At 69.0% G+C, this 13,921-nt stretch carries 14 protein-coding genes; 7 read left to right on the top strand and 7 right to left on the bottom strand.

Annotated elements, in window-relative coordinates; translation table 11 throughout:
* Positions 1–115: 115 nt before the first annotated feature.
* From AB5J62_RS17530 to AB5J62_RS17505, 6 genes are all read right to left on the bottom strand, one after another.
* Positions 116–589, bottom strand: coding sequence for a nitroreductase family deazaflavin-dependent oxidoreductase (locus tag AB5J62_RS17530; RefSeq protein ID WP_370949286.1), 474 nt, complete (start codon positions 587–589; stop codon positions 116–118).
* 219 nt (positions 590–808) lie between these two features.
* Positions 809–1,783 (bottom strand): L-histidine N(alpha)-methyltransferase, encoded by a 975-nt coding sequence (egtD, locus tag AB5J62_RS17525; RefSeq protein WP_370949285.1) that lies wholly within the window; start codon positions 1,781–1,783, stop codon positions 809–811.
* Entirely contained in the window at positions 1,783–2,550 is a 768-nt protein-coding gene (egtC, locus tag AB5J62_RS17520; RefSeq protein ID WP_370949284.1) for an ergothioneine biosynthesis protein EgtC, read from the bottom strand. The genes egtD and egtC overlap by 1 nt, the downstream gene beginning before the upstream one ends.
* A 2-nt stretch (positions 2,551–2,552) precedes the next feature.
* Entirely contained in the window at positions 2,553–3,893 is a 1,341-nt protein-coding gene (egtB, locus tag AB5J62_RS17515; RefSeq protein WP_370949283.1) for an ergothioneine biosynthesis protein EgtB, read from the bottom strand.
* Complete coding sequence (locus AB5J62_RS17510; protein WP_370949282.1) at positions 3,862–5,151, bottom strand: glutamate-cysteine ligase family protein; 1,290 nt, start codon at positions 5,149–5,151, stop codon at positions 3,862–3,864. The genes egtB and AB5J62_RS17510 overlap by 32 nt, the downstream gene beginning before the upstream one ends.
* Before the next feature lie 115 nt (positions 5,152–5,266).
* Positions 5,267–6,175: a LysR family transcriptional regulator gene (locus tag AB5J62_RS17505; protein WP_370949281.1), complete on the bottom strand. Its 909-nt coding sequence runs from the start codon at positions 6,173–6,175 to the stop codon at positions 5,267–5,269.
* Positions 6,176–6,272: 97 nt separating this feature from the next.
* Between AB5J62_RS17505 and AB5J62_RS17500 the strand changes: the two genes are divergently transcribed.
* From AB5J62_RS17500 to AB5J62_RS17470, 7 genes are all read left to right on the top strand, one after another.
* Positions 6,273–7,460, top strand: coding sequence for a Glu/Leu/Phe/Val dehydrogenase (locus tag AB5J62_RS17500; RefSeq protein ID WP_370949280.1), 1,188 nt, complete (start codon positions 6,273–6,275; stop codon positions 7,458–7,460).
* A gap of 129 nt (positions 7,461–7,589) precedes the next feature.
* The gene (locus AB5J62_RS17495; protein ID WP_370949279.1) at positions 7,590–8,186 is read left to right on the top strand and encodes a TetR/AcrR family transcriptional regulator; all 597 of its coding nucleotides are present in this window, start codon (positions 7,590–7,592) and stop codon (positions 8,184–8,186) included.
* 27 nt (positions 8,187–8,213) lie between these two features.
* Entirely contained in the window at positions 8,214–8,786 is a 573-nt protein-coding gene (locus AB5J62_RS17490) for a TIGR03086 family metal-binding protein (RefSeq protein ID WP_370949278.1), read from the top strand.
* Between the two features lie 138 nt (positions 8,787–8,924).
* Positions 8,925–10,265, top strand: a complete 1,341-nt coding sequence (locus tag AB5J62_RS17485; protein ID WP_370949277.1) for a hemolysin family protein — start codon at positions 8,925–8,927, stop codon at positions 10,263–10,265.
* Positions 10,262–11,305 carry a hemolysin family protein gene (locus AB5J62_RS17480; RefSeq protein ID WP_370949276.1) on the top strand — a complete coding sequence of 348 codons (1,044 nt, stop codon included), beginning with the start codon at positions 10,262–10,264 and terminating at the stop codon, positions 11,303–11,305. Before AB5J62_RS17485 ends, AB5J62_RS17480 begins: the two co-directional genes overlap by 4 nt.
* Entirely contained in the window at positions 11,302–12,162 is an 861-nt protein-coding gene (locus AB5J62_RS17475; protein WP_370949275.1) for a 3-methyladenine DNA glycosylase, read from the top strand. Before AB5J62_RS17480 ends, AB5J62_RS17475 begins: the two co-directional genes overlap by 4 nt.
* Before the next feature lie 222 nt (positions 12,163–12,384).
* Complete coding sequence (locus tag AB5J62_RS17470; protein WP_370949274.1) at positions 12,385–13,077, top strand: hypothetical protein; 693 nt, start codon at positions 12,385–12,387, stop codon at positions 13,075–13,077.
* Here AB5J62_RS17470 and AB5J62_RS17465 read toward each other — a convergent pair.
* Positions 13,074–13,904: an aldo/keto reductase gene (locus tag AB5J62_RS17465; protein ID WP_370949273.1), complete on the bottom strand. Its 831-nt coding sequence runs from the start codon at positions 13,902–13,904 to the stop codon at positions 13,074–13,076. The genes AB5J62_RS17470 and AB5J62_RS17465 overlap by 4 nt on opposite strands.
* Between the last annotated feature and the right edge of the window lie 17 nt (positions 13,905–13,921).

Here is a 13,921-nt window from a genome sequence, read left to right as displayed (position 1 = left end):
ATCTCGGCAAGACTTCTCCTCCCACACGTCACCGCGTGTCACGGTGAGTCACGGGTTCCGACCCTTCCACAGTCGGGTGAGCGCCGTCACCGGCCGAAAGGATGGAGCAAAAGCCTCAAATGGACCTGGCCAACCGGAAAATCGGTAACCGTCGGCCCGCGGCCGTACGCTCCATGGCGTAACCCGGCCAGAACTCGAGCAGCCGCCGCCACATCACGTCGTAGGCCTCGCCGGTCAGCTCGTGGGCGACCACCGCGGTCTCGCGGCCCTTGATCGCGATCGTCGCCTCCGGCTTGGCACGCAGGTTGAACGTCCACGCCGGGTCGCTCGGCTTTCCCCAGTTCGAGCCGGTGAGCACGAAGCCGTCCCCGTCGGGGAAGTACAGCAGGTTGTTGCTCCTGGCCACACCGGACTTGCGGCCGGTCGTGGTGAGCCGCAGCGACGGCAGCCCGGCCATCGCGACCAGGCTGAACCGGCCGGACGAGGCCCGGTGCAGCCTCTGATCGGCCCAGATGATCCCCGGAGCCAGGCTCATCAGCCACGGCCTGGTCCCCAGCGCCCGCGCCATTGCCACAAGAGGATTACGCACCCCCGCATCCTTCCCAACCCCACGCCCGCTCCCCACCCCGGGTCACTCCCGAAGACCGGGATAAAGCGGGCTTTACTCCCCGCGATAAAGCCCGCTTTACTCCCGGAAGTTCAGCGGGCTTTATCCCCGGGAGTAAAGCGGGCTTTATCCCCGGGGGTTTAGCGGGCTTTACTCCCGGGAGTAAAGCCCGCTTTATCCCGTTGGGTGGGGTGGGGTGGGTCAGCCGGTCGAGCGGGCGAGGGTGAGGGCGAAGCGGTGGTCGGCGTCGGTCCACCAGTGGGCGAGTTCGAAGCCTGCCGCGGACAGCTCGGCCTCGACGCCGTCGCGGCGGAACTTCGCCGAGATCTCCGTGCGGATGTACTCGCCCGCCGCGAAGGGGACCTCGAGGTCGGCGCCCGGGATGCGCACCGTGACGGCTTCGCGGGCGCGCAGGCGCATTTCGATCCACTCGGCCTCGGTGTCCCAGAACGACTCGTGGGCGAAGGCGTCCGGGTCGAAGTCGGCGCCGAGCCGGGCGTTGATCACGCGCAGGACGTTGCGGTTGAAGTCGGCGGTGACGCCGGCGGCGTCGTCGTAGGCCCGTTCGAGTGTCGCCGGGTCCTTGACGAGGTCGGTGCCGAGCAGCAGCCACTCCCCCGGCGCCAGCACCTCGCGCACGGAGCTGAGGAACTTCGCGCGCTCGGCGGGGAGGAAGTTGCCGATCGTGCCGCCGAGGAAGGCGACCACCCGCGGCCGCTCGCCGGGCAGCAGGTCGAGATGCTGGGTGAAGTCGCCGACGACACCGCGCACGTCCAGCTTCGGGTAGTCGGCCGCAATGGCGGTGGTGGCTTCGGCGAGCGCGGACGCCGAGACGTCGAGCGGGACGAAGTTTTCGAGCGTGCCGTGCTCGGTCAGCGCGTCGAGCAGCAGGCGCGTCTTCTCGCTGGAGCCGGAGCCGAGCTCGACCAGCGTGTGCGCGGCGGTCAGCCGGGCGATCTCACCCGCCTCGCGGCGCAGGATCTCCCGTTCGGCTCTGGTCGGGTAGTACTCGGGCAGCGCGGTGATCGCTTCGAACAGCTCGCTGCCGCGCGCGTCGTAGAACCACTTGGCGGGCAACCACTTCTGGGTGGCCGCCAATCCTTCGCGGACGTCGGCGCGCAACGCGCCCGCCGCGGACTCGGCACTGTGGTGCACTTCGAGGTCGGCTTCGGTCATCAGGGTCGAGCACTCCGATCTGGTTCTTGGCCGATCTGGATCATCGTCGCCGTCGCACGGTCGGCGCGCACGGCGTGTCTCTCGGGCACCGGGGTCCAGTCGGGGTTCCCGTCGAACGGCTCGGAGGCGACGTACACGGCGTCACCCTGGCGCAGCAGGGACAGCGAATGCGTCCAAGCGGTCGCGATGAGCTGCTCGCCGTCGGTGAGCAGGAAGTTGAGCCGGGACCCCGGCGCCGCCGCCTCGACGGCGAGCACCAGGCCGGTGACCGCTTCCAGCGGGTCTTCGCCGTCACGCAGGCGTTCGCGCAGCAACGTCCACAGCAGCGCCGAGTCGGTCGGCGCTTCGACCGTGAACAGTTCCGTGACCGGCAGTTTCTCCGCCAGCGGGGCCATCGAGCCAGGCCAGCCGGTGACGAGTCCATTGTGGCTGAACAGCCACCTGCCGTCGGTGAACGGGCTGCACGCGGCCTCCGTCACCGGCATGCCGGTGGTGCCGTTGCGCACGGCGGCGACAAAAGCGTTGGTGCGTAAGGATTGCGCGAGCGCGGGCAGCGACTCGTCCGCCCACAGTGGACTGACGCGCCGGTAGCGCAGCGTCTCACCGGATTCGCCGTACCAGCCGAACCCGAACCCGTCGGCGTTGACCGTGCCGCCGCCGCGCATGTCCGCGGGCGCGTACGACTGGCGCAGCAGCGAGTGCGGCGCCGCGAAGATCGTTTCGCCCGGCGCGCACGGCGGCCCGAGGTACCCCAAATGCCTGCACATCGCTAGCCGATCTCCCCTGGTCCGGCGTCCCTGGCGCAGCGGAAGCCGGAGAAGATCTGCCGCCGGATCGGGTAATCCCAGTTGCGGAAGGTGCCCCGGATCGCCGCCGCGTCCGTACCGAAGGAACCACCGCGCAGCACCTTGTATTCCGGCCCGAAGAACACTTCCGAGTACTCCCGGTACGGGAACGCCGCGAAGCCCGGGTAACCGTGGAAGTCGCTGCTGGTCCACTCCCACACGTCGCCGATCAGCTGATGCACGCCCAGCGGCGACGCCCCGGCGGGGTACGCGCCGGCCTCGGCGGGCCGCAGGTGCCGCTGGCCGAGGTTGGCGTGCTCCTCGCGGGGCTCGTCGTCACCCCACGGGAACCGGCGTGACCGGCCGCTCCCCGGGTCGAACCTGGCCGCCTTCTCCCACTCGGGCTCGGTCGGCAGGCGCCTGCCTGCCCACTTCGCGTACGCCTCGGCCTCGTAGAACGACACGTGCACGACCGGCTCGGCGGCGGGCACCCGTTCGTAGACGCCGAATCTCGTGCGCCACCAGCCGTCGATTTCCCGCTTCCAGAAGCGGGGCGCGGTGATGTCGTGCTCGTTGCGGTAGATCCAGCCCGGCTCGCTCCACCACTTCGGGTCGTCGTAGCCACCCGAGTCGAGGAACGCGGTGTAGGCGCCGTTGGTGACCGGGGTGGTGTCGATGAAGAACGCCTCGACCACGGTTTCGTGCGCGGGACGTTCGTTGTCGAGCGCCCACGGTTCCGCCGACGTGCCCATCAGGAACGGGCCACCGGGGATCAGCACCTCCGCAGGCAGCCTCCCCGAACCCGAAGGCGGGTTCGGGGCGTGGAGCACCGGGTCGCCCTGGCGTAGCTGATGAGTGGCGAGCATGGTCTCGTCGTGCTGCTGCTCGTGCTGGGTGATCATGCCGAACGCGAACGCGTCCTCGAGCAGCCTGCGTCCGCTCAGCGGCACTTTTTCCAGTATTTCCAACGACTTCGCGCGCACTTCGCGGACATAGCCGCGCGCGTCCTCCGGACCGAGCATCGGCAGCGACGGCCTGTCCGCGCGGGCGTGCAGGAACGCGTCGTAGATCTCGTCGAGGTCGCCGCGCACGGGCTCACGGCCGCCGACGTCGCGGACCAGCCAGAGTTCCTCCTGGCTGCCGATGTGCGCGAGGTCCCACACGAGCGGGGACATCAGTTTCGAGTGCTGCCGGGTCAGGGTCTCGTCGTCGACGTCGGTCAGCACCAGGCTGCGGGCCCTGGCGCGGGTGAGCGCCTCGGCGGCGTGCGCGCGCAGGTCCTGCGGGGATAGTTCACGGAGCGGGTTCTCTTCTACTGCGGTCATTTCGGGAAGTCTCCTCAGCGCCGGCACGTTTCTGCACGGCGTCGGCGATCTCGGCGATCGTCCGTTGTGGAAGATCGGTGCGGTGCAGCGAGGCGCAGCCGAGATCGGCCACCTTCCTCGCCACCGCGGCGATTCCGGCGTCCGCGAGGCCGAGCCTCGCGGCGCTTTCCCACTGGTCCAGCACCGGTGCGCACAGGTCGAGCACCATGTCCACTGTGGACTCGTCGGCCAGCAGCGCGGTGAACAGCGCGACCGGCGGCAGCCAGTCCGCGCCGGGTTGCGCGTCGAGATAACGGACCTCGAGGTAGCCCTGTGGCCGGACCGGGGTGAACATCGTGCTGAGGTGGTACGCCAAATCGGCCTCGGTCGGTCTGGGCAGCACGGCGCCGGCACCTCGGCCGTCGATCCAGTCGGCGAAGCTCAGGCCGTCCGGCGCGTCCCATGGCGCGCCTTCGCGCGGCAGCACCATGAGCGGCGTGTCGAGCAGCCTGCTCGCCCATGCCGACGGCGGGTCCGATGTGGACCCCGTGGTCTGGGTGCGCACCGGCTCGGTGCGCATCACCGCGAGCCAGCGCGCCGAGGCGCAGCCGGTGTCGCGGCCCGCGTGCACGCGCGAGTTCGCGAAGAGCGCGAGCAGCGGTGGCCCGAGCGCGTGCACGGCGGCCCAGCGCTTGGCCAGCTGGGCTTCTTCGCCCGCGTCGACGCAGATCTGCAGGCCGGCGGTGCCCGCCATCATGGTGATGCCGCCTTCGCCGATCGGGGCGAAGCGGCGCTCCATGGCCGCGTACCGCTCGGTGCGCAGGGTCCGGACAGGCCGCCGATGGGCGTCGATGCCGGATTCGCCCAAGCGCAGGCCATGGCGGGCGAGAAGTTCGGATAGTCGGGCCAGGTCTTGCGAGACCACCTCGGCCAGCGCGCTCAGCGAAGGCTGGGGCTTGGCGGAGATCTCTACCTGCAGACCGGGTTCGAGGCTCATCGGCGAGCCACCCGGCAGGGGAAGTGCGGGACTTTCGGGGCGGAGCGTCCTGGGGGTGTGCGGACCGAGCGCGGCGGCCAGGTCGTCCGGGCTCAGCGGTCTTCGTGGGTCGTCCGTGTAGTGCACCGTGTACTCGAGTTCGACGCCGAGCAGCCGGGGTGGCCCGTGCTTGAAACAGACCGAAGCGACATATGCCTCACCAGCGGCTCTGTCCGCGAGCACCCTGGCCGTGCGGTTCACCGCACTCCCGGATTTCTCCGGGAATTCACGTACCGCCGTCATGTTCTTTTCACCGCCTCCGATGAGTGGGAAACCTCCTTCGGACGCTACACGCGGGGTACGACAATTCGCAGCACTCGACTCGGCGGCACCCCTACGAGTACGCGGACCGTAAGAACTAGACGGCCAGCCCGAGCTCGGCCGCCGCGCCGCGCACGGCCTCGATGACCAGGTTCAACGCGGGCCGGCGCGACGCCTTCGTGCGGTAGGCGATGGAGACCGTGCGCAGCAGCGGCGTGGTCAGCGGGACGACATCTATACCCGGAGGGCGCAGTGTCAGCCCGAGGTCGGACACGAGCGTGACGCCGAGCCCTGACGCCACCATGGCCATCGCGGTGAACTGCTCCTCGACCTCGTGGTTGATCTTCGGCTCGAACCCGTGGCGCGCGCAGGCCACCCGCACGGCCTTGCCGAAGTGGCTCTTCGGGCTGGCGAGTATCCACGGGTGCTCGGCGAGGTCGGCCAGCGCGGCGGCGCCGGACGGCACGGCTCCGATCGGCACCGCGGCGTGCAGCCGTTCGACCGCGATCGTCACCCGCTCCAGGTCGGGATCCCAGCGCGTCGGCGCGTCGCTGTAGTCGAGCACGAACGACAGGTCGAGCGTGCCGTCGCGGACGGCGTCGGCGGTGTCCTCCGGCGCGAGTTCCCTGGTGCGGACCTGGATACCGGGATGCTCGCCGGCCAGCGTCGTCAACGCCGACGGCAGCAGTCCCGAGGCGACCGAGGCCCAGACGCCCGCGGTCAGCTTGACGGTGAGCGGCTCCTGCGCCTCCTCCAGCGCGTGGGTCGCCCGTTCGACCGAACCGAGGATCTCCTCCGCGTGCTCGGTCAGCAGCCTGCCGAGCTCGGTCAGCTGGACGCGCCTGCCGAGCCGTTCGAACAGCTTCGCCCCGACATCGCGCTCGAGCTGGGCAAGCTGCTGGGACACCGCGGAAGCCGTGTAGTGCAACGCCGCGGCGGCCGCCGTGACGGTGCCCTTGCGATGCAGCTCCCGGAGCATCCGCAAGCGGTGCAAGGAAAGCTCCATGCAGAAACCCTAAACAACTTCGTGCACTTTCGTTAACTGGACGCGCGCGCCACCCCCGCCGCACGCTGGTGACAGGTGCACGTGACGAAGGGTGGAGATGTTGAGAAGGCAGGAATCCGAGCCGCTGGCCAGGACCACATGGATCGACCCGGTGACCGGCGCGCACGGCTACCTGGTCATCCATTCGCTGGTTTCGGGTGTGGCGACCGGCGGCACGCGGATGCGCGCGGGCTGCACGTTGAGCGAGGTCGAAGACCTGGCGCGCGGCATGGCCAACAAGACCGCGACGTTCAACCTGCCGGTCGGCGGCGCCAAGGGCGGCATCGACTTCGACCCCAAGGATCCCCGCGCGGTCGAGGTGCTGGAGCGGTTCTGTGCCTTCTTCCGGCCGTGGCTCGACGCGCACTGGGTGACCGCGGAGGACCTCGGCGTCCCCCAGCACCTCATCGACGACGTCTTCGCCAGGCTCGGCCTCGAGCAGTCGTACCACGCGGCGATCAGCCGTTCGGCCGACCCCGCGAGGACGTTGCGCCGAGTCCAAGCCGGACTGAACGCACCCGTCCCCGGCGGCCTGCTGCTCGGTGACGTCGTCGGCGGCTATGGCGTGGCACAGGCCTGCCTCGGCGTCTCGGCGGCGTGGGAGCAGGAGTGCGCGGCGACGACCGTCGCGATCCAGGGCATCGGCACGATGGGCGGCGGCGCGGCCTTCTATCTGCACGAGGCCGGCATGAAGGTCATCGCCGTGGCCGACGCGGCGGGCACCCTCTATCACCCGGACGGCCTAGACATCCCGGCGTTGCTCGAACTGCGCGACGGTTTCGGCGAGATCGACCGTTCGCAGGTGCCGGCTGAGGTTTCGCGGCTCCCCCGCGACGCGGTCCTTTCGATCGAGGCCGACCTGTTCGTCCCGGCGGCGATCTCGTACGCGATCACGCCCGGCAACCAGGGTTCGGTGGCGGCCCGCGTGGTCATCGAGGCCGCCAACGCCGCGACGACGCCCGAAGCCGAGGGCCTGCTCACGGCGCGCGGCATCCCGGTGATCCCGGACTTCGTGGCCAACGCGGGCGCGGCGGCCTGGGCCTGGTGGCTGCTGCTGGGTGAGGTCGGCGCCGACCCGGCGGACTCGTTCCAGCGCCTGCGCACCGAGATGCAGTCCAAGGTCGCGCTGCTGCTGAGCGCCTGGTCGATGGACCGCATCCCGCCTCGCGTCACCGGCTGGCAGCTCGCGGAGGACAACCGGGTCCAGGCCTCGCCCGAGACGGTCCCGGTCCTCACCATCCCCTAGCACCCGAAGTAACGAACGCCGCTTTCGCAACGTTGAAGGTTGTGAAAGCGGCGTTCGCCACGTTGACGGAGCGCAACAAACCGTACGTACGGATTGCTAAACCTGGGCTCGCGGTGTTAAGAAATAAGGATGCCACGTGTGAGCCAGGATCACCTCGACGCACGACGCCGCCAGATCCTCGATGGCTCCCGAGTGTGTTTCGCCCGCTTCGGATACGAAGGCGCCACCGTGCGCAGGCTCGAAGAGGCGACCGGCTTGTCGCGCGGCGCGATCTTCCACCACTTCCGCGACAAGGAGTCCCTGTTCCTCGCGCTCGCCGAGGACGACGCCGTCCGGATGGCCGACGTCGTCGCCGAGCAGGGTCTCGTGCAGGTCATGCGCGACCTGCTCGCCGAGGGCAGCGACCATCCCGCCGACTGGCTCGGCACCCGGCTCGAGGTGTCACGACGGCTCCGCACCGATCCCGAGTTCCGGGCGCGCTGGGCCGAACGGTCGCAGCAGCTCACCGCCGCCACCCGTCAGCGCCTCCTCCGGCAGCGCGAAGCAGGAAATCTCCGTGACGACGTCGACGTCGCCGTGCTGACCAGCTTCCTGGAGCTGGTGCTCGAAGGCCTCGTCTCGCATCTGGCGATGGGGCTGCCCGCCGACAATCTCGGCCCGGTGCTCGACCTCGTCGAGGAGTCGGTGCGACGGCACCGGGTGAGCGCGCGGATCCGTCCGGCATAGCCACCCCGATCATGGTGAACTGTCCACGTGGCTCTTCTCGAAGCGCACGGCGCCGCGATGGACTCGTTCGACCGGGTCCTGCGCGGGGTCGGCACCCGGCACTGGCGGCTGCCGACGCCGTGTCGCGAGTGGACCGTGCGTGACCTGGTCAATCACCTGACCGCCGAGCAGCTCTGGGTGCCGCACCTGCTCGCGGGCGCGACCATGGACGACGTCGGCGGCCGGTTCGACGGCGACGTGCTCGGCGACGATCCGCTCAAGACCTGGGAGCGGGCGGCCGCGGCCGCCCGCGAGGCGTTCCACGAACCCGGCGTGCTCACCAGGAACGTGCAGGTTTCGACCGGGCTGATCGAGTGCGCCGACTACGGCTGGCAGATGACCATCGATCTCGCGGTGCACGCGTGGGACCTCGCGACCGCCATCGGGCAGCCGAACCCGATCGACGCGTTTGTGGCCGCCGAGCTGCTGGAAGTCCTGCGCCCGCAGCTCGACGAGTGGCAGGGACTCGGCCTTTTCGACCCGCCGGTGGCCGTCTCCCGGCACGCCGACGCGCCCACCCGGCTGGTCGCGTTATTGGGACGAAGGCCATACCGCGCGTAGAACCGCTGGTCACCCGGTAAGATTGGGCTCGCCGCAAACATCTTCTAGAGGAGTGACTCTTTTCGTGCGCGACGCGCAGTCACCTGGTGACAGTATCGAGCCGGGTGGCGAACCCGGCTTTCCCCCCGGCGGGCGACGATGATCGACGTCCTTCTCGCCGTTTTGGGCGTCCTATTCTTCCTGCTGCTGACCATCGGCACCGGCCTCGCCGTCGCCGCTGAGTTCTCGCTGACCGCGCTGGAGCGCTCGACCGTGGACGCGAACGTCCGCCAGGTCGGCGACAAGCGGTCCATCACCGTGCAGAAGGCCCATCAGAGCCTCTCGTTCCAGCTCTCCGGCGCGCAGGTGGCGATCACGCTCACCACGCTGATCACCGGTTATCTGGCGGAGCCGCTGATCGGTGAGCTGGTGCGGCCGCCGCTGACCGCGCTCGGCCTGTCCGACGCGGTCGCGTCCGGGGTCTCGCTCGCGGTGGCGCTGCTGCTGGCGACCTCGCTGTCGATGCTGCTCGGCGAGATGATCCCGAAGAACCTCGCGATCGCGCGCCCGCTGCAGACCGCCCGCGCGGTCGCCGGGTACCACTCGCGGTTCTCGGCGCTGTTCCGCTGGCTGATCACGATCATGAACAACAGCGCGAACTTCCTGGTGCGCAAGTTCGGCGTCGAGCCGCAGGAGGAACTGCGCTCGGCCCGTTCACCGCAGGAGCTCGGCTCGATCGTGCGCTCCAGCGCGGAGAGCGGCACGCTCGACACCTCGACCGCGGAACTGCTGGACAAGTCGCTGCGCTTCGGCGAGCGGACGGCGGAGGAGCTCATGACCCCGCGCGTGCAGCTCGAGTCGCTCACCGTCGACCAGTCGATCAACGAGCTCATCGCGTTGTCCCGCGAGACCGGGTTCTCCCGTTTCCCGGTCTACTCCGAGGATCTCGACGACGTGCAGGGCGCGGTCCACATCAAGCAGGCGTTCACCGTGGCGGGCGCCGAGCGCGACACGGTCCGCGTCGGCTCTGTCATGCGCCCGGTGCCGACGGTGCCGGAGTCACTGCCCGGTGACTCGCTGCTCAACCGGCTGCGCGACTCGCGTTTCCAGCTCGCCATCGTCGTCGACGAGTACGGCGGCACGGCCGGGCTGGTCACGCTCGAAGACGTGGTCGAGGAGATCATCGGCGACGTCCGCGACGAGCACGACGGGCACGAAACCCCGGCGGCGCAACGACTCGGCGCCGACAGCTGGATGGTGTCCGGTCAGCTGCGCGCGGACGAGGTCACCGACGTCACCGGTTTCCACATGCCCGACGGTGACTACGAGACGATCGCCGGGCTCATCCTCGAACGCCTCGGCAAGATACCGGCCGAGGGCGATTGGACCGATGTGGACGGCTGGCGGCTCACGGTGACCACCATGGACCGCCTGCGCATCGCCGAGGTCAACGTGCGCTCGCTCGAACTCACCCAGGCCGATCAGGAGCTGGTCCGATGAGCGACTGGTTCTCGATCTTCCTCGTGGTCGTGCTGCTGCTGGCGAACGCGTTCTTCGTCGGCGCGGAGTTCAGTCTCATCTCCTCGCGCCGTGACCGGCTGGAAGCGTTGCTGGAGCAGGGAAAGACCCGCGCGCGCACGGTCATCAACGCGTCGAAGAACGTCTCGCTGATGCTCGCGGGCGCACAGCTCGGCATCACCATCTGCTCGCTGCTGCTCGGCCGTCTCGGCGAGCCCGCGATCGCGCACCGGCTGGCCGCGTTCTTCGACCTGTTCGGTGTGCCGGAGGTGCTGCGGCACACGATCTCGTTCGCGATCGCGCTGGCCTTCATCACCATCCTGCACGTGCTGATCGGCGAAATGGTGCCGAAGAACCTCGCGATCGCCGAGCCGGAGCGGCTCGCGCTGTGGCTGGTGCCACTGCACGTGGCGTGGGTGAAGCTGGTGAACCCGTTCATCTGGCTGCTGAACTTCATCGCCAACTCGGCGCTGCGGCTGGTCAAGGTGGAGCCGAAGGACGAGCTCGAAACCGCTTACACCTCAGCGGAACTCGCCGAACTGCTCAGCGAGTCGCGTCGCGAGGGCCTGCTGGAGCAGTCCGAACACCTGCGCCTGACGCAGACTTTGTCGTCGGTCCAGAAGACGGTCGCGGACGTGCTGGTGCCGACGGCCGAGCTGAAGACGTTGCCGAGCACGCCGACGCTGGGCGACGTCGAGGCGATCGTGTCGTCGACCGGCTTCTCGCGTTTCCCGCTGCGCGCCGAAACCGGTGAGCTGATCGGGTATCTCCACGTGAAGGACGTGCTCGACCAGGCCGGTGAGGCCCCGTCGAGCATCATCCCCGCGACGAAGACGCGTGCGCTCACCGAACTGCGCGCCGACGCGCGGCTCGACGTCGCGCTTTCGGCCATGCGCAAGGAAGGCAGCCACCTCGCCCGCGCGCTCGACGCCGACGGCAGGGCGATCGGCGTGGTGGCGCTGGAAGATCTGGTCGAGGAGTACGTCGGCACCGTGCGCGATGGGACGCACGTGCGGGTATGAAGGTACTGACCGAACCCGAGTGGCGTGCCCGCGAGGAAGCGCACGCCGAGCGGATGCGGCGCTGGACGGTGCCGCACACCGAACGGCGCTCGCGGCAGGAAAAGCACCCGGTGCTGGACTTCCTGTTCACCTACTACTCGCACAAACCGTCCCATCTGGAGCGGTGGAGCCCGGGGCTCGGCGTGGTGCTGGCGGGCGCCCAGGCGCGGCGGTTCCTCGACCGCAAGGGTTACCGCGAGGTGGCAGGCGGGATCACGGTAGACCCGTCGGCCGCGTCGCGGCGCACGGTGACCTACATCGGCGCGCTGCTGACGGCGACCGCGTCCCGTGCGCCGCGGCTGAGCTGTTTCGGGCTGCACGAGTGGGCGATGGTCTACCGGCAGCCGGCGGGTGAGATCCGGCACGCCCAGCTGCCGCTGAGACTCGGCTCACCCGGCACCGACGAGGTGGTCGAGTCGATGGGCGTGCGCTGCGGGCATTTCGACGCGTTCCGCTTCTTCACGCCGGAGGCGCGCCCGCGCAACGAGCTGCAGCCGTCCAGGGAGACTCAAGCCGACTTCGAGCAGCCCGGCTGCCTGCACGCCAACATGGATCTCTACAAGTGGGCGGCGAAGCTCGATCCGTTCGTCCCGGCGGAGCTGCTCGGCGACTGTTTCGAACTGGCGGCGGAAATCCGGGAATTGGACATGCGTGCCAGTCCGTACGATCTGGCGGACCACGGGTACCCACCGGTCCGTATCGAGACGGTGGACGGCCGCCGCGAATACGCGGGCGCCCAGGCGGAATTCGCACGTCGGGCGGCACCTTTGCGCGAAAATCTCCGTGAAACCTGCGCGGAGTTGACCATTCTTTTCTGATTCCGCGCGGTTATCGGCAAATGACAACAACCCCGCAGCGTGAGGGGCCTGTCACGCCGCGCCTATCGTTACCTGAGCTAAAGAAAGTTCACACGGTGAGCATGTTGACACCTCATGCTAAAACTGTGCGTCACCGCATTTCGCCCCTTGAATACACCTGTTAGAGTGATAACGTTTTGATTGCGCCTACAGAGCGCATGGACCGGTAGCGAAAGGATAACGATGGGGCGTCATACCCTGGCCGAGGAACCGCTGCCTCACCCCCTCGACCCGCCCGCCCGTCGTGCACAGGCCGGAAGCGGCGAAAGCACCGGCTCCCATCGCATCGTCGGCAAGAAGGCACCACGCCGCCGGATGGCCAAGTGGCCCATCGCCTGTCTCGTGTTCGTGCTGCTCGTCGGCCTCGGCATCGCGGGCTGGAACTGGCTCGACAGCATGTCCAACAGCCGCGCCGAGGCGCAGGCGGTCAGCTGTGACGCGGGCAACTCGAACATCCGCGTGGTGACCACGCAGTCGATCGAGCGGCCCGTCACCCTCGCCGCCGAGAAGTGGAACAAGGCCAAGACGGTCGTCCGTGACCACTGCGTCCACGTCGACGTCTCGGCGTTCAAGTCCTCCGAGGTGCTCGCCTCGCTCACCGGCGCCGCGCCGCTGGACCTGATCGGCGGGCTGCCCGCCGCCTGGATCCCCGAGTCCTCGTTCTGGGCGGGCGAGCTGCAGTCCAAGAAGCCCGAGCTGGTCAGCGCGCCGCCGCTGTCGGTGGCGAACGCGATGTCGGCCGACTACCCGTACGTCGGCCTCGGCGACAGCCGGGTGGACGACACGCAGAAGCGCGCCGCCCAGGCCTTCCGCGACTTCCTCAAGCAGCCGGACCAGCAGAAGGACTTCGCGGGCGCCGGCATCAAGGGCACCTAGGCGTAGTCGAAGGTGTCCGGGTCCGGCCCGGTCCGGGTGCCGTTGTCCAGCTCCGCGATGACCAGCATGTCGTCGTCGGCCAGCTCGAAGTCGAAGACGTCGATGTTCTCCGCGATCCGCGACGGCGTCACCGACTTCGGGATGGCCACGTTCCCCAGCTGAAGGTGCCAGCGCAGCACGATCTGCGCGGGGCTCTTGCCGTACTTGGACGCGAGCGCCGTGATGGCCTCTTCGCCCAGCAGCGAGCCCTTCGCGAGCGGGCTCCACGCCTCGGTGACGATCCCGCGTTCGGCGTGGAACTCGCGCAGCGGCACCTGCTGCAGCGCGGGGTGCAGCTCCACCTGGTTGACCGCGGGCACGATCTCCGTCTCCTCGAACAACGACCGCAGGTGTGCCGCGGTGAAGTTGGAGACGCCGATGGCGCGAGCCCGTCCGTCACGGTAAATCGCTTCGAGCGCGCGGTAGGTTTCGCCCGCGCTACCGCGCCGGGGCAGCGGCCAGTGGATGAGGTACAGGTCGATCCGGTCCAGCCCGAGCGCGGCCAGGCTCGCGTCGAAAGCCTTGAGTGCCTTGTCGTAGCCGTGGTGCGCGTTCCAGAGCTTGGTGGTTACGAACAGGTCGTCACGCGGGATCCCCGAGGCGCGGATCGCCTCGCCGACACCGGCTTCGTTCTCGTACATGGCGGCGGTGTCGATGCTGCGGTAACCGGCTTCCAGCGCGGTGGTGACGACTTTGGCCGTGCCGTCGGCGGGCACCCGCCACACACCGAACCCCAGCTGCGGGATCTTGACGTCGTTGTTGAGGCGGATGGTGGGCACGTCGGCCATGGCGTGGCGTCCTCACG

This window comes from Amycolatopsis sp. cg5 (assembly GCF_041346955.1).
Classification (GTDB): domain Bacteria; phylum Actinomycetota; class Actinomycetes; order Mycobacteriales; family Pseudonocardiaceae; genus Amycolatopsis.
Note: the sequence above shows the minus strand (reverse complement) of the source record. Positions and strands in the feature narration are given on the sequence as shown.

Bases quoted from the DNA above. Each gene is read 5' to 3' on its own strand.
- egtD (WP_370949285.1), bottom strand. From the start codon at position 1,783: ATGACCGAAGCCGACCTCGAAGTGCACCACAGTGCCGAGTCCGCGGCG.
- egtC (WP_370949284.1), bottom strand. From the start codon at position 2,550: ATGTGCAGGCATTTGGGGTACCTCGGGCCGCCGTGCGCGCCGGGCGAA.
- egtB (WP_370949283.1), bottom strand. From the start codon at position 3,893: ATGACCGCAGTAGAAGAGAACCCGCTCCGTGAACTATCCCCGCAGGAC.
- AB5J62_RS17510 (WP_370949282.1), bottom strand. From the start codon at position 5,151: ATGACGGCGGTACGTGAATTCCCGGAGAAATCCGGGAGTGCGGTGAAC.
- AB5J62_RS17505 (WP_370949281.1), bottom strand. From the start codon at position 6,175: ATGGAGCTTTCCTTGCACCGCTTGCGGATGCTCCGGGAGCTGCATCGC.
- AB5J62_RS17500 (WP_370949280.1), top strand. From the start codon at position 6,273: ATGTTGAGAAGGCAGGAATCCGAGCCGCTGGCCAGGACCACATGGATC.
- AB5J62_RS17495 (WP_370949279.1), top strand. From the start codon at position 7,590: ATGCCACGTGTGAGCCAGGATCACCTCGACGCACGACGCCGCCAGATC.
- AB5J62_RS17485 (WP_370949277.1), top strand. From the start codon at position 8,925: ATGATCGACGTCCTTCTCGCCGTTTTGGGCGTCCTATTCTTCCTGCTG.
- AB5J62_RS17480 (WP_370949276.1), top strand. From the start codon at position 10,262: ATGAGCGACTGGTTCTCGATCTTCCTCGTGGTCGTGCTGCTGCTGGCG.
- AB5J62_RS17475 (WP_370949275.1), top strand. From the start codon at position 11,302: ATGAAGGTACTGACCGAACCCGAGTGGCGTGCCCGCGAGGAAGCGCAC.
- AB5J62_RS17470 (WP_370949274.1), top strand. From the start codon at position 12,385: ATGGGGCGTCATACCCTGGCCGAGGAACCGCTGCCTCACCCCCTCGAC.
- AB5J62_RS17465 (WP_370949273.1), bottom strand. From the start codon at position 13,904: ATGGCCGACGTGCCCACCATCCGCCTCAACAACGACGTCAAGATCCCG.